This is a genomic window from Thalassotalea sp. PLHSN55 (assembly GCF_052030545.1).
GTDB lineage: Bacteria > Pseudomonadota > Gammaproteobacteria > Enterobacterales > Alteromonadaceae > CANMXU01.
Genome location: NZ_JBPDIH010000003.1, coordinates 592,195 through 615,399 on the forward strand (window position 1 = coordinate 592,195; position 23,205 = coordinate 615,399).

Here is a 23,205-nt window from a genome sequence, read left to right on the forward strand (position 1 = left end):
TTGATAACTAAAACCTGCTCTTATATCGACAATTTAGTGGTTTTCTAAAGTAGTTTTAACTGATTATTTTTAAACGGGCTGTTGATAAATTAGAGCCAAATCAGCCAAAATTCAAACGACAGCTCGACAATAGCACTAAATGCTGCGCATCAAAAACAGTCACATTTTGTGAAAAATAATTAGAGCGTGTTGATCTTTGTGGTATGGATTTTGTCCAATTTAAACGCTTTCTGATCGCGGCACTAACTTGAAGGCATAGTGGCTCTCGGCTTTGGTTCCAAACGTCGCCCTACCTCCTCAATCCCTTGAGTCGTACGTCTAAAGTTAGTAACAAAGAGCAGGAAGCGTTTAAATGGATCCTTCGGACAGCGTTTGTTTGCCATTTCTACTGCGTGATCACTCATTTATGTAGAATAACTACACGACAATCGCTCTGCCTTGTATAAATGGCAAACAATTCACTGCAAAAACATACACTAAAGGTCAACACGCTCTAGCAACAAACAAAATCGTAATAGGCGTCAATTTATTAAAAATTTTCAATAAAAGTCATGTATCATAAAGCGGATTAAAACAACCTATGATTTTACATGAGCCAGCAACACCCACTTTTTCCAGTCACCATGAATACCCATTGGCAACACCCACAGCACTGCAGTGTTGATGCTTCATTGCTTGATTGGTTACTTGATCCTAATTCTCTTACCGCACGGTTAAAAACACACTGTCAGCAATTTAAGGTTCAAGTATTAGGACAAAGCATCGAGCCTTGCTCGGCCGAAGAAGCCAATAACGATATTGACGCTGGCGAACAAGTATTAGTGCGCGAAGTCTTATTATATTGCGACGATATTCCACAAGTGTTTGCGCGCAGTCTTATGCCACTGAGCAGCTTAACTGGCGAGCAGCAACAGTTAGCACATTTAGGCACGCAATCGTTAGGACAAGTTTTGTTTAATCACCCCGATTTAACCCGTAAATGCATTGAAATTTCCAGTTTTGATAGCAGCTCTAGCGTCGCAGATTTAAGCCGCTATTTAGATTTAAATGTTGAAAAGCCATTATGGGGACGACGCTCGGTATTTGTACTTGCGCAAAAGCCTGTTATGGTCGCTGAAATTTTTCTGCCCAATGCCTTTGCCTATTCAACCTCAAGCGAACAATAATGACACTGCAAAATAAATGGCAAGCCATTATACAAATTACTCGTATGGACAAACCCATTGGTACTTATTTACTGTTATGGCCGACCTATTGGGCGCTATGGATAGCTGCAGACGGCTGGCCAAGTGTGCATTTATTGGTAGTGTTTACCTTAGGCGTATTTATTATGCGCAGTGCAGGTTGTGTCATTAACGACTTTGCCGACAGAAAGGTAGATGGTTTGGTTAAGCGCACCAACGCAAGACCATTAGTTTCAGGTGCGATTACCGTACCTGAAGCCTTAGTGTTGTTTTTCACTTTAATTGCCTGTGCCTTGGTATTAGTGCTTAGCTTAAGTATTTTTACCATTCAGCTGTCATTTATTGCCGTCGCGCTTGCCATGTTATATCCATTTATGAAGCGCTATACGCATATGCCACAATTTGTTTTAGGCATGGCATTTAGCTGGGGCATGATCATGGCATTTGCCCAAGCCAAAGGCGACATTCCGTTAGTCGCTTGGTTATTATTTGCCGCAAACCTATTATGGACCGTCGCTTACGATACCATGTACGCCATGGTTGACCGAGACGACGATATAAAAATTGGCGTTAAATCTACCGCAATTTTATTTGGCGAACACGACAAACGCATTATCGGCTTGTTACAACTATTGAGCTTAGGTTTATTGTGGACCGTTGGTGAACTGCAAGCATTTGGCTGGCCTTATCAACTTAGTTTGGTTATTGCGGCAGGTTTATTCACCTACCAACAAATACTAATCGCAGGTCGAGAACGAGACCCATGTTTTAAAGCCTTTTTACACAACCACTGGGTAGGCATGATCATCTTTATTGGTATTTTTATAGAGTACCTATAACTTCAAAACTCTCTTAAAAATAGCCGAAAGCCCTACTTGTTGTGAGATTGTGATGAAAGTGGGGTCGGTGACAAAGAAGAGGAAAAAAGTGAGTGGGGTTCGCAATTTTTTTAAATGTCACCGACCCCTTGTCTATTCGTGCTGAAGTCATTGAGAATCTAAAACCAAAACCTTAGGATAGACAATAGAACAAGAAAAAAAATTGTGGAAATGTTAAAAGGAGTTTTTATGAAAAACGTTATAATACTGTTATTTACTATTTTATTTTCTCATTCGATATTAGCAAATGATTCAAAAATAGACCTTAACGCGTTTGCCAGCCTGTATTTCGATAAAATGGTTTCAACCCAACGACCTCACGCCACCTCAAAAGAGTTGGAAGCATATCTAGCATTATTAACTGACGATGTTGGACATTCTCACTTACCTTGGGTTACAGATGACTCCCGCTTGCCTAGCGGTAAACAGGATATGCGAAAAGGCATGACTTTTTATTTAGGGGCTCATACAAAATACCAAGCAGAGTTATTAGACGTATTTACCTTTAACAACTCTGCAATAGCTATCAGATATAAAAAATACGCTAAAGGTATTCACCCTCAAAATAATCAACCAATCGAATATTCTCAAACCATAATGGAAGTCTTAGAAATTGAGAACGGTAAGGTCGCCGTAATTCGTAAATATCACGAATAAAACTCACTTAAAAAGCGCTCTAAAGATACATAAGCGTTCTATTTTGATGCGTAACCAAACAATTATTTGCTCAGTATTGGGCGTTATTTTTACAGGAAACGATATGAAAACATTACAAGGATTACTCCTTTCATCGATATTAGCATTTACATCAGCTCAGGCTGGTACTTTAGATTTTTCAAATGCAGGTTTTACCATTGATAGTTTAGATGCACCCGCGACAGCCGCAGGAGGTCAGCCTCTGCAAATGTTATTGCCGGCTCAAAATGGTTTTTCAGCCAATGTAAATGTTCAAATTCAGCCGTACCCTGGCACTATGGCTGAATACATGGCGTTATCGTTTGGTCAATTTGAACAAATGGGCATAACAAAAATAGCGAGCCGAGAAGAAGGTGATACGTCTTTTTTTGAGTATAAAGGTGCTTTACAAGGTCAAAATCTTCATTGGTACGCAAAAGCAGTAAAATCTGGTGATTTTGTTTACCTAGTTACCGCAACAGATATCGAACAGAACTGGGAATCGAATAAGCAACAATTAATGTCGGTAGTCGACAGCTTTAAATTAAAATAAACAGACAAGGCGCTTGCACAAAAAGAGTCATTTAACAAAACCAGAGTCGGTGACAAAAAAGAAAAATATCAATAATTTCCTATACTTCGACAAGCTCAGCACGAACAGAAATTATTTCAATTAAACGCAGCACAACACAAACCCGTTCGTCCTGAGCGCGAAGCAGTCGAAGGAAGCCTCTCGAAGGAAGCGCAAAGCAGTCGAAGGGAGCCTGTGATGAAAACAAGAAAACCGGGTCGATGACACAAAAGCAGGAACTACGTATGCGGAGATGGCTACTTTTCTAAATGTGACCGCCTCTTTGCTTTTGCCCCTCTTTTTTCATTAAAAAAAATAGCAATAATTTCCTATACTTCGACAAGCTCAGCACGAACGGAAATTATTTCATCTAAACTCAGCACTACACAAACCCGTTCGTCCTGAGCGCGAAGCAGTCGAAGGAAGCCTGTCGAAGGAAGCGAGAAGCAGTCAAAGGGAGTTTGCGATGAAAACAAGAAAACCGGGGTCGGTGACAAAAAAGAAGCAACAAAATCGCGATATTCGCAACTTTTCACAATGTCACCGACCCTTTTAAGCTCTTTTACACTATTATTTGCTACCTAGTGTTATTTAAACAAACCACTCAAACTTGTGCCTTTGAGTAAATGGCTTAATAAATGCTCGCCGGGAATACTGCCGTTATACATGGTTTCACTGGCTTTGATAATGGTATTCACATTGTCTTTGGAATCGTATACATCTGGCACAGATTTGTCGGTGATGCCCAACAATTTGTACACCGCCATAATGGCAGAGCGCACCGAGTACTCAACGGTAAAAACACAATCATCAGGAATTTCAGTAAACTGGCCTAAAAATGCAAGATTGGTACTTCCTTCTGGCACAACCTCTGGACGATCGCCTTTTACGCGCGGTAAAAACTGACTGGTGATATACGGCATCATACAAGGAATAACTTTCACCGTTTTCATAATAGCGTCGATCTGATCTTTTGCGCCCCAATGATAAAGTAGTTCGGTAAGTAGTTCTTCGCCGGTGCAATCACTCATTTTCTTTTGCACATAATCACCAATATTGTCAGGGAATAAGCCGTATACCCAAATAGCCAATACATTTTTGTCTGGGTCATCTTTGTCATGTTTAGGTTGATAATCACCCACCGGTTGACTTCGATACTGAGGCTGGCGATTACAGGTTGCACTCATCAGCCAGCTAGAATCTTTAATGGTCATAATACCGCCAGTGACGCCTCGGTGTGAGTATGGGTCGACGCCTGTAAACTGCTTTAATAAATCAGCAATGGGTGAGTCTGTTGCGGTAATGGTAAAAGAGAGAAATTTACTTTTATCGACTTGTGAGCAAAAAACATCAGGCTTGCCAAAGGCCGGATCTTTAGCCGCGATATTTTTCCATAAATTCCAACAAGCGCCAACTTCACGATTCAAAATGGCAGGTTCATGGGTATTACCTAGGCTTGAATTTTCCGTCATCGAGCCGTTAGTGACAAACACCAGATCATCGCTTGTTGTAGTGATGGTTTCTTTCGTTTGTGCAGTGCCGCGTAGCAAGTGAATAGCGGTTACCGTTTTTTCACCATTAACGATATCGATATCTAAGTCGTTAACTTGCGTTTTCATGTCGAAGTTAACACCTTCATTTTTTAGCCAAATTTGCAGCGGCAAAACCATAGATTCATATTGGTTGTAGGTAGTAAATAAAATATCTTCGAGTTTGCTCATCGTCGGCATTAAGTGCATAAAACGCTGCATGTAACGTCGCATTTCAACCACCGAGTGCCATGTTTCCATCGCAAACATTGAGGTCCAGAAGTACCACATATTAGTTTCAAAATAAGAGTCTGAAAAAAATTCTTTAACGGTTGTTGCCCCTAATTCTTCTTCGGTTTTTAAGGTTAATTTAGTCAGCTCAAGCACATGCAGTGTTGACAGTCCTAATGAAGGGTCGCGATCAGGTTCACCGCAGTTACTCATCAGTCGACATTTAGCCGAATTTGGATCCCACTGGTTTACATCGCGAATGCGTTTTAACACCGTTCTATTAGGGTCGGAAACAAGTTCCGGTTTTGGGTTAGTCAAAGTTTCATCGGTATTTTTACGTTTAAGATCAGGAATGAAGGAGAACAGATCCCAGGTGCACTCATAGTGCGCCTCCATTTCTCGACCACCACGCATAATGTAGCCGTCAATCGCATTACCACTGCCATCTAAACAACCGCCATTCACATCAAGCTGTTCTAAAATGGTAATTTGATCGCCTTTCATATGGCCATCTCTGATCAAATACGCTGCCGCCGCTAGCGATGCAATACCACCACCGACAAGATAAGCGCGTTTATTTTCAATGCCTGCTTTTTTAGCGGCGATAACCTTGTTGAAATTACCTGTCATGTAAAATTCCTTGTTAAGACTTTTTTGCTTTTTATATTAAGAGACTAAAATTATTATTCTTGCTTGATATTAGACGACTTTGATAACGAGCTCATCGCCACTTGATACCCTAACGCGCGATAACACTCAAACTGTGCTTCATCAAAAAACTGATCTGCGGTAGATTGGTGCGGAAAATCGGGATTATTGGCCTTATAATGCGCGATATAGGCATTATTGTTGAACATTGAGTTATCATCTCGGTCGGCAGATGTTGTGTATTGCTCTTTGCCAAGTGTCGCTTGTAAGTTGTTGTCACCGAGTAAAGATGATTTAAGGTAAATTAATTTGCCGATTCGTCCGCCACCATAATGAATGGTGCCAATGGCATGATGCTGCTCACCACGGCGAATTTCATCTAAGCCCTGCATTTCAATTTTAATGCCCATGTCGATTTGCGCCATGCGAATTAACTCAGACAAACCTTGAAAAGTCAGTTGTTTATCCGCTTCACCATCACCGGCAATAATCAAGCGACATTGACGACGCAATAATTCATAAACGCCTAAGTTCTCAATATGCCCACCGTCAGACAAGTCAACAAAGTGGTGTTTAGCATCAGGTTTACCAAAGAGTTCTCTAAATAAATAAGCGGGCCCAACACGGGTCAGTATGCAGTTATAAAACCGGCTATTTTTATCATTAAGATTGCCCGGGTTCACCAACCAGTAATTCAATCGAATATTAAGCATCGCCATGATAAATATTAACGGCTTCACCGTAACTTTTCCGGCGTTTGGTGCCGCCGCAGCACCAGAAATGGCCATAGCGGTAGCCAGATCAATATGGCGGCTTACCGCTTCCATTTTTTTAGTGGGGCAGTAACCGGTGATTTCACCACCGATATAATTTTTACTGAAAATAAAAAAATCACCACGACGCCCATTTTGATGGCTCTCGGTAGTTTTCTCTAAATTAAGTAAACTATTGATAAGATGATATGGCGCACGGTATGAATTTAACTGGGAAAGTTTAACGCCTTCTGTGCGCACAACGTCATTTGAATGCTCCGCAGGTTTATTACCACTTTTCCTTTTCATGCCAATGATATAAGCATTGCTTAACTTGTCGCGGTAAAAACGGTGAATGCTGGTAAAGTTAACATCTACACAAACAAGGCCATACAACCATAAAAGAAAACCAATAGTTGAATAATGCGCTAATAACGCTAACTTCTCGGCAGTTAAATCAACCGTAGATAACTTAGCAATAGGAATTTCATTAATAAAATGATGATAGCCAAATGCCGCCACGCCACACATAGCAAAAGCACAGGTAAAAGCTATACTGGTTTGAAAGTTAATACAAGCGCATCGTCTTTTAAGCCATTGATAGAGCATAATAAGACCAATAGCGGCAATAATAATTAATTGCAGGCGTTCATAGTCGTTAAAAAAACGATTAGCGTTATCAATCACAAGCTCATGACTTGCCACATCCCAATCAACAGCGGCACTGCATAAGGCAAGATACACTAACCACATGGTAGCAAATCCTAACGCGCCAATAACATACACCCAAAACACGCCAATAAACTTGTTCATTTTAGGGAGTAAATGGTTAGAGAACATCGCTAATAACGCGCTGATTGTGCCGCTTAACATGCTCATATTGGCACTAGAAAAAGTTTCTGTTTCAAGGTCATGAATGAACTTTATAGCGATAGGCTGTAGTTCAATAAAAGCAACAATCGCGGTAAGTACAACATAGCCCGACATGAATTTGCCAATCTTTTCCCTTCGATTCCAGCCAGCCATGCTTCGCTGGGAGTTTTTCAAGGCAATAAAGCGCCAAAACAGCGGGAATAACGCCATAACCATGATAAAAAAGCCAATCAGGCATTTGGTTAATATGAATCGACTGCTGAGTTCAAACAGGCCAAAGATATTGACCATTTCGGTACCCGCGATATGGTTAGCCGTGGGCATTAACCACACAGTTAAAATTGCTGCTAAAAGAAGATAAGGCAGTAAAACCAAGAAATTAACGATAATGCCTCTAAGTAAAATAGCAGGAATGCGTAAAGTGTCAGTAAAACCTCCGGGGGCGAGGTAGTTAGCATGGTTTCTAAGGTAGCGAAATACGCTTGATTCTCGCTCACCTTGTTTATGTTCAAATGGAAATACGCTTAGGTTATTCGGGTCATTATTTATGTCTAACTGCTCATCATCACTCGATTTATCTGCGCTCTTTTGCTGATTTTTTTGGCTTCCATCGCCTTTTTTAGTGTCTTGAATTTGTTGGCTTTGTTGATCAATTGAGGCATACAAGGCGCTCACACAAGAGCCGATATATCCACCACCTGAAACCGTAGATAAGTAATCGACACATTTGAAGATGCCAATCGAGTTTAATGCCTGCAATACCCCTAAGTTAAATGTGGCTGAACGGATGCCGCCGCCGGAGAAGGCTACGCCGATAAAGCCTTTGCGAATAGGGTCGTTTGCGGTAGTTTTTGGGTCTAGCTCAGCTTGCCATTTATCCCAAGCGGCATTGTTTTCTTCGCTGTATAAATCATCAAGTGCGTTATTAAGTGCGTCTGAACGCTGCGTTTTATCATCAAAAAACTGTTCAACATCTACACAGTCAAAATCATTGCGGCAAATCACTTCTCCTGCTTTATTGAGCAGGCGTCGTTTTTGAATTTCTTGAATTTCGCTGTTTAGGACTTCTTGTTCAAAGTTAGGAATAGCAGTAGATTGTTCGGTGCTTTTATCGAGCTGAGGCATAACGGTTCCTGAGTCCTTGGAGTGGTTATTGATTATGATTTTGTATCTAAATAATAAGACATTGTTAAGACTATCATTCACTTACTGTAAAAACTACTTTCAAGGTTATACTTTCATCGCTTGATTTTTCAACTTCCCTTGCTTTAAAAGCGCTCTAAGTTCTGGACAACCCTACGTATAATTATTATTCTATTGCCACAATTCAAGGATGTAAGGCGTTAATTTTTATGCCGAATAAATTAATCTCGCCGGAACAAACAGAATTTCAACTTAAATCGACATTGTGGCTTTTTACCGCCGCCGGCAGCCTGATCTTACCTTTTGCACTTTATGATATCTCTCAAGGTAAATGGCAAATAGGCTTAGGTGCTTTGATCATTGCATTTGCGCTATTTTTAGGTAGTTGGTGCTGCTACAAAAAAACCTATAAGCCGATTTATACATTTTTATTGCTTAGTCCTTTCTCGACTTTTTTCCTACTTTACTTAACCAATACCGTCGGCATCAGTGGCACTTATTGGTGTTATCCAACCATATTATTATTTTATTTTGTTATCTCTGAGCGCCAAGCATGGATATCAAATATTGTCTTGATCGTATGCATTCTTCCACTAGCATGGAACCTACTTGAAGCCAATGAAGCCGCACGCTTTACCGTCACGCTAATTTTAGTCAGTGCTTATGCTGCCATCTTCCTTCGCGTTATCACTCAGCTCTATGATGCACGATGTCGACAAGCTAATACGGATCCGCTAACACGACTTTACAATAGAGCATCGTTGCAAGACTCACTAACACAGGCCATTCACCAAGCGGATAGAACAGGCACTGCTTTCACGCTAATCGGTATGGATATTGATTTTTTCAAGCAGATCAATGACGAATTAGGTCACGACGTTGGCGATAATGTTTTAGTGCAATTAGGCGCCTTCTTAAAAGGCTACTTTCGAGAATCAGACAAAGTCTTTAGAACCGGCGGTGAAGAGTTTTTAATTTTGATCTGTAATAGCAATGAAGCTGAAAGTGCCGAGATCGCAGAAAAGATGAGAAAAGATATCGAAAATCTGTCAATCATCCCCGATCGCACGGTTACCGTCAGCATTGGTGTCTCGGGTATAGGTGTCGAGAAAGACTGGCAAGTATGGATGAAAACGTGTGATCAGAACTTATATAAAGCCAAACATAATGGCCGCAACAGAGTTGTAGTTGGTTCAGTATAAAGCAGACATAAAATATGACAGTTAACCATGCCATTCCATCCAAAATCTATAATAAAAATCGCACAAATTGAGTGTCACACTATGGTTATTTTCAGCCAAGTGAATTCTCAATTAATAATTGCGAAATCTGCTCGGCAGGAACAGGTTTAGCAAAATAATAACCTTGCACCGTATCGCAACCAAGTGCCGTAAGCACTGCTAACTGCTCAGCATTTTCAACGCCCTCGGCAGTCACTTTATGTTCGAGGTTATGCGCCATTTCTATCATGGAGCTCACTAACAATTTTGATTTTTCATCAACCATCATGTCGTCAATAAAATATTTATCAATTTTGAGAAAATCCACATTGAGGTGCTTAAGTGATGCAAATGAAGAGTAACCGACACCAAAATCATCTATTGCTAGTAATATACCAAGTGCTTTTAGTTGTTCAAAAATTTTCAGATTCTCTTGCTTGGTTTGTACAACGCCTTCGGTAACTTCTAATTCAAGATCGGCAGGTAAAATTCCTGTTTGAGCAATCACTTTTTCAACCAAGGGGATTAAGTCGTTATCAAGAAAATGGCTTGGAGAAATATTCACGGCCATTCTTAGGCTAGCTAAGCCCGCTTTTTTCCATAACATCGCTTGATGACAAGCCGTATATAAAACCCATTCCGTTAATGGTTTTATCATGCCTATTTGCTCTGCCGTACATATAAAATCGCATGGCTCGATATGACCAAGATCGGGGTTTTTCCACCGAGATAACGCTTCAACACCAATAATTTTCCCCGTTAAAATATCAACTTTAGGTTGGTAAACCAATGTCAGTTGTTGCTTTTCTATTGCTTCCCGTAAATCATGTTCTAATTTAAAACGATATTCAGCTTTTTTCGTTAACGCATTGTTGTAGTATGCATATCGATTTTTACCGAGTTCTTTTGCTGCATATAAAGCAGTATCAGCAGCTTTTAATATTTTTTGTAAACTATTACCGTTCTCTGGGTAATGGGCGATGCCAATGCTACAAGCAGGGGTAAATTTCCTGCCAGCCAATTCAATTGGCTCAGATATTAATGCTAGGCAACGCTGTGCAACGTGAGTAGTGTCGTATTCACTTTCAACATCATTTACCGCAATGCAAAACTCGTCACCACTAAGCCTTGCAATATAGTCAATTTCACGGCATGTTTGTTGCAAACGTTGTGCGACAATCTGAAGTAAAAAGTCACCAATATCATGCCCTAAGCTGTCATTAACGTTTTTAAAGTTATCTAAATCAATATATAACAAGCCAAACTTACGTTTATTCCGCGTACAAACTTTGATTAAATCATCAATATTTAAATAAAAATGCGTGCGGCTAGAAAGCTGTGTTAACTCGTCAGTATAAGCAAGATCTTGAATACGTTTTTGGTTATGTTCGCGCTCCATGACAATACCAGCAAGGCGCGCTGCTGAAATGAGATCTTTAGACTCTTCTTCATTAGGCAATGCAGGATGATTGTAATACATACCAAATGCCCCTAAGACCTTACCAGAAGAGCTTTTTATTGGTTCAGACCAACAACTTCGCATGCCATAAGGAAGCGCGATTGCTTTTAGGTTTTTCCATTTAGGATCCGTGGCAATATTTTCAACCAGTACACGTTTACCTGTGTAGGTCGATGTACCACAAGAGCCAATTTCAGGGCCATATTCAAGCCCGTGAACTGCTTTACAATATTCATCAGGCAGACTAGGCGCACCGCCATGCAATAATTGAGTGCCATTTAACTCTAACATTGAGCAACGTAAACCTTGGTGACGCTCTTCATACATTAAGGCAATTTCATTATAAATATCGCCAACAGGTTGTCCTTTAGCGATCATTTCTAGAATGTGAGTATGCCTTTTATCGAATAATTCCGCTTTTTTTTGGCAGGTAATATCAACATGTGTACCAATTAAACGCACGGTTTCGTTGTTAGAACCTCGAGTAACTTTAAATGCACGCGAGCGAACAAAAATGTCATGCCCTTTTTTATGTCGCATGCGCATTTCAACTTCAAAAAAGTCAGATTCGTTGGATAAAAATTTTTGCGCTTTATCTAATACAAAGTCTTTGTCATCTGGGTGAACCATAGCAGCCCATGTACTTAATTGATCTTCCAGCTCATGCTCTTTATAACCCAGCATACTCTTCCAACGCGGCGAGTAGTAAACCTCATCTGTTTCTAAATTCCAATCCCACAAACCATCACTAGCGCCACGCATTGCCAACGCAAAACGCTCTTCACTGTTATAAAGTTCTAGGGTGCTGACTTCTTTGCCTTTTCGTGCTAATGCGAGTTCAGAGCGTAATTGCTCAATTTCTTGCTGCTGGTCGATATATTTTCCATCTGTCACTGTCATAAAAAAACCTTAAAGCACGACCTAGAAGAAGGTAACGTTATTGCGTGATTTATTGATAGAGTCTCGTGAGCGAAACGACTTCCCTTTCAATAATAAAATTGCAATAACATTTAATTATTCTGAATATCTAAGTGAATTGTAAAAACGCAAAAAAGGTAACACGCTATTTTCTGCCGATACGATTATTTATCTTCGCTCAACCTTGTTATCTTCATAACAACACGGTCTTTTAAGTATATACCAACATTTTTTAAATGCTGTGTTAGTCAAATTGAAAAGACGAGGTAAATCCCCTTAGGTGCAAGAGTGTGTTGATGTTGTTTAAAAATTTAAGACTAAAACTTAGACTGCAGATATCAAAAATGCACGTACGGCATGCTAATTTAAAACATCAGCCAAACAGCTATGATGAAAAACCGAGCAAACAGGGAAGGGGAAAATCGTCGAAATTACTAACAATCGCGAATAGAAGGCACAGAATGTTTACTTAGAAAATTGTAATAAACAAATGATAAGGGCTAAATTACTTATGAGAATAGCTTACTTATGGGGATAGCTTAAAAGCTAACCCCAAATTTATTCTGAACCTAGCCCTAATAAAATCAGCGTGCGATGCTTTGTAATACTTCAATGTCGACTAAATTAGTGACCACATCTTTAACATTGGCTAAGGTTGAATTTGCAACATATAAGCCTTGCTCATCAACGCCGATATAGGCATGTTCTTTCATGGTATTAATTAAGCCCGCTTGCGCTTTTTTATCAATAAATTCAGGTGCATCAATATTATTTAGTACCGACAAACGTTTCGCTATAGCAACCACTTTTTCCTCAAGCGCGCCTTTACCAACAGGGGCAAGGCGAGACACTAACGAGCTGATAATAGCGATACGTTGCATGGTTTCGTCAATACATTCACCCATAGAGCGAATATTAGCTTTACGCTGCATATTGTCGGTAATAGACCAAAAGCCTGCTTTACTGATTTTGGCATAGTCGTGGTCAGCTAACGCTGCGGTAACTTGTTTAACTTGTGTTTCAATATCGTCAGCGTTTTGCCATAAAAACAAATCATTTTTCAGCAATGCAACAATGCGCTGTACTTGTGTGACTAAGTCAATTTCGGCCACTTTAGCATTACGCGACAAAATACGACAAACAAGTGCCGGCACCACGTAAGTATGCAAAATATTATTGCGGTAATAGCGCATTTCTAACGCTGCCGAATGACTAAGTGAAATAAAGGTGCCAAAGCTGTCTGAGTCTACGGTGACTTTTTTCAAAGCAATAACATGAGCAAGTAGTTCTTTACCAGACTCTTCAGGTACGGTTAGTTGTTTACTGTATGGCGCTTGTCGCTGGATCATCAAGAAAAAATCAAGCTCAGCTTCTAGTTCTGCCTGCGGTAAGGCTTTATTTTCAGAAGCATGCAAAATAAGGGCGATTAAGGCAACGGCATTAAGGGCTGCGGCTTCGTTAACCGAGGTCATCACTTGATCAGCAAGTTTATTTACATTAGGGGTTAACCACGTTGGTTTTTGTGGGTCGATAGGGTCAATATCTTGCTTCCAGTTAGGTACGTTGCAATTGAGAAACTGATTGATATTAATCGGCTCACCAAAGTTGATATAACCGTTACCATAGTTTCGTAAATTTTTAATGGCTTTAAAGACCCCTAAAATAGACTCATTTTTCTTTTGGCTGCCACTTAATTCTTTACGATAGGTGCCCACTTCCATGACATGTTCATAACCAATATACACAGGGACTAAGGTGAGCGGCCTATCTATGCCACGTAATAAACTTTGAATGGTCATGGCTAGCATACCGGTTTTAGGCGGTAATAAACGCCCAGTGCGGCTGCGGCCACCTTCGGTATAGTATTTAACCGAATAACCACGTTCAAATAGTAGGCCTAAGTATTCTCTAAAAATAGTTGAATAAAGGCGATTACCTTTAAAAGTACGACGTATAAAAAACGCACCGGCTTTTCTAAAAATAGGACCTGCAGGCCAGAAGCTTAAATTAATGCCCGCAGCAATACGCGGCGTCACTAATCCTTGATGATAAATAACATAAGTCAGTAGCAAATAGTCCATATGGCTGCGGTGACAAGGTACATAAATAATTTCGTGGCCATCTTCGGCAACTTTACGTAATACGTCGGCGTTATTAATCTTCAAACCGCTGTATAAACGTTTCCATAAACGATGCAAAATACGTTCGCCAACACGTACCATAGAGTCGCGGTAATCACCGGCTATTTCATCCATAATGGCAAGTGCTTGTTTTTTCACTTTCTCTGGAGAAATGCCTTTGCTTTTTGCTTCGTCTGCTAATAAACGTTTTATTGATGGATTGGCAAGTAGGGCGGTAAACATTTGCTGACGATGCATCAACCTAGGGCCCGTTGCGGCAATTGTTTGGCGATGAAAATGAAAACGTGCAACACGCATCACTTTTTGCGCGCCCGCTAAATCGCTGCCATGTTTGTCGGCCATATAGCGAAACGATAACGGCTCACTAAAACGCATTAGTGTATTGCGCCCTAAAAACAAAACGATGAAAAATTTTCGTAACCACGTTGGTGATTCTTGATCAGCCAAAATAGTACCTACGTTGGCATTATTTTTTTCTTTCGTCGGTGCGCGTCCCCAGGTTAAATTAACCGGAATCAACTGCGCGTCAATGTCATTGTATTTTTTATGCTGCTCTAATACCGCTAAGCCTTGTTCAATAGCAACTGTTTTTCTCCCTTTACGACGAGAGAATAATGACGTCGGTTTTTCTAAACAAAAAATGCGCGGAAAGGCTTCATCGCCTACGGTGACCTTAGAAAGCGGGTCGGGTAGGTTCATTTTTTTACACACTGCTTGCAGTGCGAGTAAGTCGCTTGCTGATTGATGACGTACTACGTAAAACGTAGGTTGCTTATCATCAGTAACGATAGACTCTTGCAATTTATCTGGAATAACCTTGCAGCGTACCAACAATCGAACCGGAAATTTAAGCAAGATATAGAATAATGAACGTAGTACTAACATAAGAATTTAATCAAAATTATTTATGCCGGTATTCTAACCGCTCGTATTGAGCTTGTCGAAGGAAGCTTGTCGTGGTTCGACAGGCTCACCATGAACGGTAATACTTATCGAACAAAAAATCAGGGGCGATGACAAAAAAGAAGGTACGAAGTAAGGGAGTTGCCATCTTTCTAAATCTCATCAAGCCTTTTCTACTTCTTGTCGACAAAACATGCGATGATGCTTTCCTTGAATTTCAGATAAGCTATAACCAATCACACTTAAAAAATATTATTGGCGATCATTATTTCACCGCTTGGATTTATTAAAAATCAATCATCCGCTCAAACTAGTCAAAGCCTGAATATTCAACCAGACATATCGTCCATAGAGATAAAAATGACAGGACTTGTTTTTCTTTGCTGCAATACCCCTTGTGAACATTGCTTGACAGTTATCGCACGCTCAATCTTTACGACTTATCGCAAACGGCTACCTTTTATTACACTTCTATGATTTATTTACTAAAGCGTGTTTAATTCGAACAAAATTTATACCGCAAAGGTCAATACGATCTAGATAACAACCACTCACATTATTTTAATAAGGTACTCGAGTATGCCAATAAAATTTTCAGCCTTATCAAGCGTTGTTTTAGCAACCTTGATGACGCTACCTGCCAGCTCAGCATTTGCAAAAGCGAGCGCAGATAACACAGAAGAACCGGCAAAATGGTCGGTAAACGCGCCGCAAGGTGAATTTACCGAAGCCGCCATTGATGTTCGCCAAGGTACATGGATGAACGTTGATATTAGCCCTGATGGCGAAACTCTGGTATTTGATTTACTCGGTGATATTTACACTATGCCGGTAAGTGGCGGCGAAGCCACAGCATTAATGACCGATATTGCTTGGCAAATGCAACCACGTTTTAGCCCCGACGGTAAATACATTGCCTATACCTCTGATGAAAATGGCGGCGATAACTTATGGATAATGAATGTTGATGGTAGCAATGCCAAAGCAGTAACCACAGAAACCTTTCGTTTATTAAATAGCCCTGCATGGTCGCCCGACAGTAACTACTTAGTAGGTCGTAAGCACTACACAGGTTCTCGCTCTTTAGGTGCTGGTGAAGTGTGGCTTTATCATAAAACCGGTGGCAGCGGCGTGATGTTAACCAAACGCCCGAATGAGCAAAAAGATTTAGGCGAACCCGCATTTTCGCATGACGGCAAGTATGTTTATTTCTCACAAGATGCAACACCTGGCAAAACCTTCCATTATTCAAAAGATTCAGAAAAAGGCATTTATAAAATTAAGCGCCTTGAGCTAGAAACTGGCGAAATTGACGTGGTAATTTCAGGTAAAGGTGGCGCTATTCGTCCAACGCCATCGCCTGATGGCAAATATTTAGCCTTTATTTCGCGAGACGATTTTCAATCAAACCTGTATTTGTACGACTTAAAAAGCGGTAAAGAAACCAAAGTTTACGAAAACCTTGAACGCGACATGCAAGAAACATGGGCGATTCACGGTGTATACACCACAATGGCGTGGACGCCAGACAGTGAAAATTTAATATTTTGGGCTGACGGTAAAATCAACAAACTTGATTTAGCCACCAAGAAAAAAACCGATATTCCTTTTCACGTAAAAACGACTAAACAAATTCAAACGGCATTACATTTTGAACAAAACTTAGATCAGCAAAGTTTCGATACTAAAATGTTACGCGACGTGAAAGTATCGCCAGACGGCAAGCGTGTCGTTTTTGAGTCGATGGGACATATTTATACCCGTTCATTACCTGATGGCAAAGTGCGTCGATTAACCAAACAAAAAGACCATTTTGAACTTAACCCAAGCTTTTCACGCGACGGTAAAAAAATCGTTTACGCCACATGGAACGATGAAAAACAAGGCCAAATCCGTGTAGTTTCAGCGCGTGGCGGTAAAGGCAAAGCCTTGTTAAAAGAGCCGGGCAAATACATAGAGCCGAGCTTCTCACCTGACGGAAAAACCGTTGTTTATCGCAAAACTCAAGGCGGCTTTATTACGGCGCCAGAGTGGGATTTAAACCCAGGTGTTTATCAAGTATCAGCCAAGGGTGGTACGCCAAGTCTTATCACCGAAAGCGGCGTACAACCGCATTTTGGTGCCAGAAACGATCGCATTTATGTGATCCGCAGTGGTGAAACCCCAAGCATTTCACGTATTGATATTGACGGCCAACACGACAAAAAACTGTATCAAGGTAAATTTGCCACCGAATACCGCGTATCCCCTGACGGAAAAAGCTTAGCATTTGCCGAACGTTTTAAAGTATTTGTTACGCCACTAGTTGAAACGGGTGATGTGATTAACATTGGTCCAAGCGCTAAAAACTTACCTGTTAAGCAACTATCAGTAAGAGCAGGCGAAGGCATTAACTGGAATGGTAAGTCGAGTGAAATTTATTGGAGCTTAGGCGCAAACCTTTACCAAGCATCAATCGCCACCTTGTTTGATATTGAAAACAAAGCTGACGACAGCAAAGCCGACAAAATTGAACCAAAAGTTACCTCACTGGCGTTTGAGAGAAAAGTTGATATTCCATCAGGCACCGTGGCCTTTGTTGGTGGTAAAGTGATCACCATGGAAGGCGATAACGTGATCAACAACGGTGTGGTTATTGTTAAAGCCAATAAAATTACCGCGGTTGGCACAAAAGGCGATATCACTATTCCAGAAGACGCCAAGGTAATTGATATTACGGGTAAAACCTTGATGCCGGGCTTAATTGATGCTCATGCTCATGGCCCGCAAGGCAGTAATGAAATTATTCCTCAGCAAAACTGGAAAAACTACGCAGGCTTAGCCTTAGGTGTTACCAGTATTCACGATCCATCAAACGACACCACTGAATTTTTTGCCGCGAGTGAAATGCAAAAAGCCGGTAAAATTGTTGGCGCACGTTTATTCTCAACTGGCACGATTTTATACGGAGCAACCGTACCGGGTTACACCTCACATGTTGATAATTTAGAGGATGCTAAATTTCACGTTGAACGTTTACAAGCTGCCGGTGCATTTAGTGTCAAAAGTTATAACCAACCACGTCGTAATCAGCGCCAGCAATTCATTCAAGCGTCACGCGAATTGGGCATTATGGTAGTGCCAGAAGGTGGCTCGTTACTACAACATAACCTGTCGATGATAGTGGATGGTCACACAACCTTAGAGCACTCTATTTCAACAGCAAAAGTTTACGACGATATTAAGCAGTTATGGTCGCAGTCTGACATGGCCTACACGCCAACCATGGGCGTTGCTTATGGCGGTATATCTGGGGAAAATTTCTGGTACGACACCACCAATGTTTGGCAGCATCCACGATTAAGCAAATATGTACCGAGTGAATTTTTAGACCCGCGTTCAATGCGCAGACCAAAAGCACCACATCATCATTACAACCACATTAATGTTGCCAAAGTGGCGAAAGAAATGAATGATATTGGCGTGAAAGTTAACTCGGGCGGCCACGGCCAACGTGAAGGTTTAGCGATGCATTGGGAAATGTGGATGATGGCGCAAGGTGGCATGACACCACTTGAAGCCATTAGAACCGCCACCATGAACCCAGCTGAAACGTTAGGCCTTAGCAAAGACTTAGGCTCGTTAACGGTAGGAAAACTGGCGGATATGATCGTGGTTGACGGCGATGTTACTAAAGACATTCGTTTATCTGATCGCGTTACTCATACTATGGTCAATGGTCGTTTATACAACGCACAAACCATGGATGAAATTGGTAACTACGATAACAAACGCGCCAAGTTCTATTTTGAAAAATAAATACTGAACCGTTACGTAAAACAGTACAACAAAGACTAAAAAGGGGTCGGTGACAAGTTTGTCACCGACCCCTTTTGATTCATCAAAAATTTCAATATTTTCCTATACTTCGACAAGCTCAGCATGAACGGAAATTTTGGAGGTTTAGCTCTATTTCCACCCACCCGTTCGTCCTGAGCTTGTCGAAGGAAGCACGAAGCAGTCGAAGGGAGCCTGCCGCTTTCACTACGACAATCAAAAACGAAATCGGTGACCCCTTTCTTTTTATCGCTTACTTATGTACTAATCGATTTGATACACAGCAATGCTTAGTGCTGGCAGAGTTACTGCTAATTTGTTCTGTTGAAGTTGAGCGTTTTGCTGGCTATTTTCGCTTTGGTAAAGCGAGGTGATTGCTTTAGCGTTTACGTCGAGTTCAACCTTTTGCTCAGTTGTTGCCGTGTTTAATACCACAACAATGTTTTGCTGCTCGCTAGTGCGTGAAAAAGCAAACATACCGGCACTGTCTTGTGCGTATAAAGTTTCGGTTTTTCCGTATCTTAACGCGTGATTTTTGATGTAAACATCAGCAAAGTCGGCAAAGGTTTTATAAAACGAGTGACTAGTATCAAAGTTATCATCAGCTGTGGTTTTATCAGTCGCTAATAAATAGTTGTCGTTATAGCTTTTAACTTTTGACGGCATCATGTCTTGGCGGCTCGCTTGATCGCCACCTTCACCAACAAAACCTTGCTCGGCGCCGTAATAAATTACCGGAATTCCGCGACTAAAGTACATTAACGCATGCGCTAATAATGTGCGCTGAGCTTGCTCACTTTCACTATAATTATGCGCACTTGTTTGTAGCATATGAGCAAAGCGGCCCATGTCGTGGTTACCAACAAAGGTGACTAGCTGATCAGCGCTGCTGTCTTCATCTAAATAATCTTTATCGTTAGCAAAAAGCTCTGCTAAAACATTTGTGCCTTTTTGGTCAACCAAGGCTTGCTGGGCAGCACTTTGAAAGCCAAAGTCTAATACCGACTGCATTTTACCAACGGTGGTAAACTGGCTAAGAAAAGCGCTACTTGGGTCGTACACTTCACCAAACATGAAAAACTGAGGAATGCCTTCACTTTTTGCATGCTCTACTAATGCCGGCGCAAACTCTTGCCAAAACTCCATATTGACATGCTTAACAGTATCAATGCGAAAGCCGTCAGGTTTAAATTCACTGATGACATTTTTGAAAATATCGGTCATGCCTTTAACCACAAACGGGTCATCGGTATTAACATCGTCAAGGCCAGAGAAGTCACCATATACGGCACTTTCGCCTTCCCAAAAGCTATCACCTTGATTGTGATAATATTTTGGATCGTTTAACCAGGCAGGGGTTTTCACGTTTTCTTGCCCTTTAGGAATAATAGCTTGATAACCTTGTCCAGCTTCCGTTTCTGCAATAGTTTTGTAAGGACAGTCGCTACCTTGTTCCATTAACCACTGTAAGCCATCTTCCCCATGACATGCCGGGTACTTAATTACATCAGCAGTATGGTTAGTAATAATATCAAAAAAGATCTTAATGTTTTCTTTGTGGGCCGCATCAATAAAGGCTTTTAACTCGGCATTGCTACCTAAATGCGGGTCAATTTCGGTAAAATCTAAAATCCAATACCCGTGATAACCCGCGCTGTTTGCTTGTACCGCTTGGTTACGCATTATTGGCGTCATCCAAATCGAGGTAATGCCTAGCTCTTTTAAATAAGGCAATTTTTGCTGTAAACCGTTTAGGTCACCACCATGGTAATAGCCTTTGTGTGTTGGGTCGAAACCGCCTGCAGATAAAGGCTCGGTAGTTGAACCGTTATCGTTACTTTCGTCGCCATTGTAAAAGCGGTCTGGCATCACAAAGTAGAAAATTTCATCTTGAATATCACGCGTTAAATAGTGTGGTAAATCAGACGCATTAGCGCGCGTTTTTTCTTGAGCAACAGCGGGTGCAGAGCTGACAGTTTCAGCCGGATGACACGCTGACAACAGTACACCGGCTAATAAACTAGTCGCGAAGGTTGAGATGGTTTTAATTGTTGTTGTCATCTGGTTTTCCTATACGTTACGTGGTCGAGCTTTTTGCATTAATTGTGCAAGACTTTCAACTGAAGAGGTTTGCCATAATTCGGCTAAGTTTACCGGCAATTTTTGACGCCAGTTCGGGTGTTCGTCAATCGTGCCTGGAATATTAACTTGTTCTTTAATCTCAAGTGCATCTTCTAATGGAATGAGTTGAATATGGCTCGGCGCTAGCGCTAAATATTCTTGTACCGCAAGCGATAACGCACTGTTGGCGACTGCTGGCATAGCTTGTGGCGCATCTTCTGGTGCTAATACATTGAGATCAGTCAACGCTGCCAATAGGCATTGTCGCTCATCAACACGCGCTTTACGCTCTGCTGGACCCATTTCATTATCTGGGTATAAATGTAAATTCTGACGCCATTGTAAATCGCGACCTTGCCACCAACCGGATAAAGTCGGTAAATCGTGGGTTGATACTGTCACCATAGATTGGGCAGGATATAATTCTGGGCGCATAAATAAGCCCGACTCCCAGGTTTCAAAAAACAAGACTTTGTACGAAAGCAAACCGGCACTTTCCATGATCTCGCCAAAACCTTCTGGCACTGTCCCTAAATCTTCACCAATAACGACACATTCACTGCGTTGCGACTCAAGCGCAATAATACGTAAAATACTTTCTAGCGGAAAGGTAATATAAACCCCTTCGTCTGCTGCCATCCCCGGGGCAACCCAATATTGACGCATCAAACCTAAAATGTGGTCAATGCGTAATGCACCTGCATATTGCATATTGCTACGCAGCGCTTTAACTAAAGGTAAAAACCCTTGTTCTTGCAGCGCTACTGGATTGATTGGCGTTAAACCCCAGTCTTGACCTAAAACATTCATCGCATCAGGCGGCGCGCCAACGGCAGCACCAGCAACATAGACGTCTTTATCTGACCAAACATCAACACCTGAACCATCACAACCGACAGCTAAATCTAAGTATAAACCAATTGGCATACCTTGCGCTTTTGCCGTATCACGCACATCGGATAGTTGACGATGCGCAAGCCATTGTAAAAACGCAAAATAATCAATGCGCTGACGATGACTTTGTTGAAACTCTTTTACCGCAGCACTGTTCGGTTGCTGGTACGCTTGTGGCCATGCGCTCCAACCAAACGCATGTTCATCGAGTGAGCGAAAGTGTTCATAAAGCGCGTCGAAAGTGGTTAGCTTAAGTAAGTCTTGACCTTGTTGGGCTTTAAAGTCGCTAAATTCTTGCGCAAGTTCAGTTTTTGCATTGCTTGAAAAATCAGTAAATAATAATTCGAGCACTTGGTACTTAACGTCAGCTACCGCAGGGTAATCGATAAGCTCAGTCGTTTTAGCAAAATTCACTTTCGCTTGAAATGCGTCACTCGCTACTAACTCTTGTGCTTTTTGACAATCGCGATAATTAGGCACTTGCGTAACGTCAATGTACATAGTGTTCAAAAAACAACGACTTGTCGGTGAATACGGGCTGCGATGTGCCGGATTATTTTGATACAAAGGATGCAACGGATTTAAGCCAATAACCGACGCTTGCTGCTCTGCCGATTTTTTCACTAAGGCTTTTAAATCGCCAAAATCACCCATGCCCCAATTATTATCGCTGCGCAGTGAATAAAGTTGCGCGGCATAACCCCACACTTTCTCTTTGCTCGCTTGCTCTGGGCGGTAACATTTTTGTGGTGCATAAATCAGCGGACAAGTTGCCGTTTGCTTACCAAAAGACACGGTTAGCTGATGATAGCCTTGCGCAAGGCTAGGTAATGGCATTTGGTACTTGGTAAACTCAGCCGTGGCTAAATGGGTTTGCTCAGTGGCAACTAAATCAGCAATGAACGAGCTGCCATGAATTTGTTCGCCATGTTCGGTGGTAATTTGCCAGTCAATTTTCTTTACAGGTTCGCTTGGTAAACTCACTAAAATGTGATGCTGACTTTGCTCTAATTTCGCAATGTGAACCGGCGGCAATAGATTTCGCCATGAACTTTCTTGTAAATCTCTAATACTGGCCTGCAATGCATTGTCGCAGCTTAAATCATAACCCATCGCAGTTAATAACGACTGGCGAGCTTGATCTTTGGCGAACACTTCACGGCCAAAGCAGTCTAGGTAGCTTGCATGAAACCCTACTAGTTCTGCTAATTTTTCAATCAAATTCATGTTATCTCTTCTCTTTGCTTTT

The 23,205-nt window shown here is 41.3% G+C and carries 12 protein-coding genes; 6 read left to right on the forward strand and 6 right to left on the reverse strand.

Going from position 1 to position 23,205, the window contains the following annotated elements; genetic code table 11:
* The first annotated feature begins 590 nt into the window (after window positions 1–590).
* The 4 genes from ACRRSQ_RS08415 to ACRRSQ_RS08430 all read left to right on the forward strand — a co-directional run bounded on the left by ACRRSQ_RS08415 (window position 591) and on the right by ACRRSQ_RS08430 (window position 3,290).
* Window positions 591–1,166 carry a chorismate--pyruvate lyase family protein gene (locus tag ACRRSQ_RS08415; protein WP_440875271.1) on the forward strand — a complete coding sequence of 192 codons (576 nt, stop codon included), beginning with the start codon at window positions 591–593 and terminating at the stop codon, window positions 1,164–1,166.
* Window positions 1,166–2,023, forward strand: coding sequence for a 4-hydroxybenzoate octaprenyltransferase (gene ubiA / locus ACRRSQ_RS08420; RefSeq protein ID WP_440875272.1), 858 nt, complete (start codon window positions 1,166–1,168; stop codon window positions 2,021–2,023). Before ACRRSQ_RS08415 ends, ubiA begins: the two co-directional genes overlap by 1 nt.
* A gap of 228 nt (window positions 2,024–2,251) precedes the next feature.
* Entirely contained in the window at window positions 2,252–2,719 is a 468-nt protein-coding gene (locus ACRRSQ_RS08425) for a nuclear transport factor 2 family protein (protein WP_440875273.1), read from the forward strand.
* Between the two features lie 103 nt (window positions 2,720–2,822).
* Complete coding sequence (locus tag ACRRSQ_RS08430) at window positions 2,823–3,290, forward strand: hypothetical protein (RefSeq protein ID WP_440875274.1); 468 nt, start codon at window positions 2,823–2,825, stop codon at window positions 3,288–3,290.
* A 605-nt stretch (window positions 3,291–3,895) separates the two neighbouring features.
* On the opposite strand, the gene ACRRSQ_RS08435 is transcribed toward ACRRSQ_RS08430, so the two are convergent.
* Together ACRRSQ_RS08435 and ACRRSQ_RS08440 are read right to left on the reverse strand one after the other, a co-directional pair.
* Window positions 3,896–5,698, reverse strand: a complete 1,803-nt coding sequence (locus ACRRSQ_RS08435; RefSeq protein WP_440875275.1) for an oleate hydratase — start codon at window positions 5,696–5,698, stop codon at window positions 3,896–3,898.
* Between the two features lie 53 nt (window positions 5,699–5,751).
* Complete coding sequence (locus tag ACRRSQ_RS08440) at window positions 5,752–8,466, reverse strand: patatin-like phospholipase family protein (protein ID WP_440875276.1); 2,715 nt, start codon at window positions 8,464–8,466, stop codon at window positions 5,752–5,754.
* Window positions 8,467–8,693: 227 nt separating this feature from the next.
* Here ACRRSQ_RS08440 and ACRRSQ_RS08445 point away from each other — a divergent pair, with 227 nt between their 5' ends.
* Complete coding sequence (locus ACRRSQ_RS08445; protein ID WP_440875277.1) at window positions 8,694–9,686, forward strand: GGDEF domain-containing protein; 993 nt, start codon at window positions 8,694–8,696, stop codon at window positions 9,684–9,686.
* A gap of 91 nt (window positions 9,687–9,777) precedes the next feature.
* On the opposite strand, the gene ACRRSQ_RS08450 is transcribed toward ACRRSQ_RS08445, so the two are convergent.
* Both ACRRSQ_RS08450 and plsB read right to left on the reverse strand, forming a co-directional pair.
* A complete protein-coding gene (locus ACRRSQ_RS08450) occupies window positions 9,778–12,063 on the reverse strand; it encodes a bifunctional diguanylate cyclase/phosphodiesterase (RefSeq protein WP_440875278.1) in 2,286 nt (761 codons plus the stop codon).
* A gap of 602 nt (window positions 12,064–12,665) precedes the next feature.
* Complete coding sequence (plsB, locus tag ACRRSQ_RS08455; protein WP_440875279.1) at window positions 12,666–15,107, reverse strand: glycerol-3-phosphate 1-O-acyltransferase PlsB; 2,442 nt, start codon at window positions 15,105–15,107, stop codon at window positions 12,666–12,668.
* 597 nt (window positions 15,108–15,704) lie between these two features.
* Between plsB and ACRRSQ_RS08460 the strand changes: the two genes are divergently transcribed.
* The gene (locus tag ACRRSQ_RS08460) at window positions 15,705–18,923 is read left to right on the forward strand and encodes an amidohydrolase family protein (protein ID WP_440875280.1); all 3,219 of its coding nucleotides are present in this window, start codon (window positions 15,705–15,707) and stop codon (window positions 18,921–18,923) included.
* 282 nt (window positions 18,924–19,205) lie between these two features.
* Here ACRRSQ_RS08460 and ACRRSQ_RS08465 read toward each other — a convergent pair whose 3' ends face one another.
* The gene (locus ACRRSQ_RS08465; RefSeq protein ID WP_440875281.1) at window positions 19,206–21,002 is read right to left on the reverse strand and encodes an alpha-amylase family glycosyl hydrolase; all 1,797 of its coding nucleotides are present in this window, start codon (window positions 21,000–21,002) and stop codon (window positions 19,206–19,208) included.
* Window positions 21,003–21,011: 9 nt separating this feature from the next.
* On the reverse strand, window positions 21,012–23,183 hold the full coding sequence (malQ, locus tag ACRRSQ_RS08470) for a 4-alpha-glucanotransferase (protein WP_440875282.1): 2,172 nt from the start codon (window positions 23,181–23,183) through the stop codon (window positions 21,012–21,014).
* Window positions 23,184–23,205: the final 22 nt, after the last annotated feature.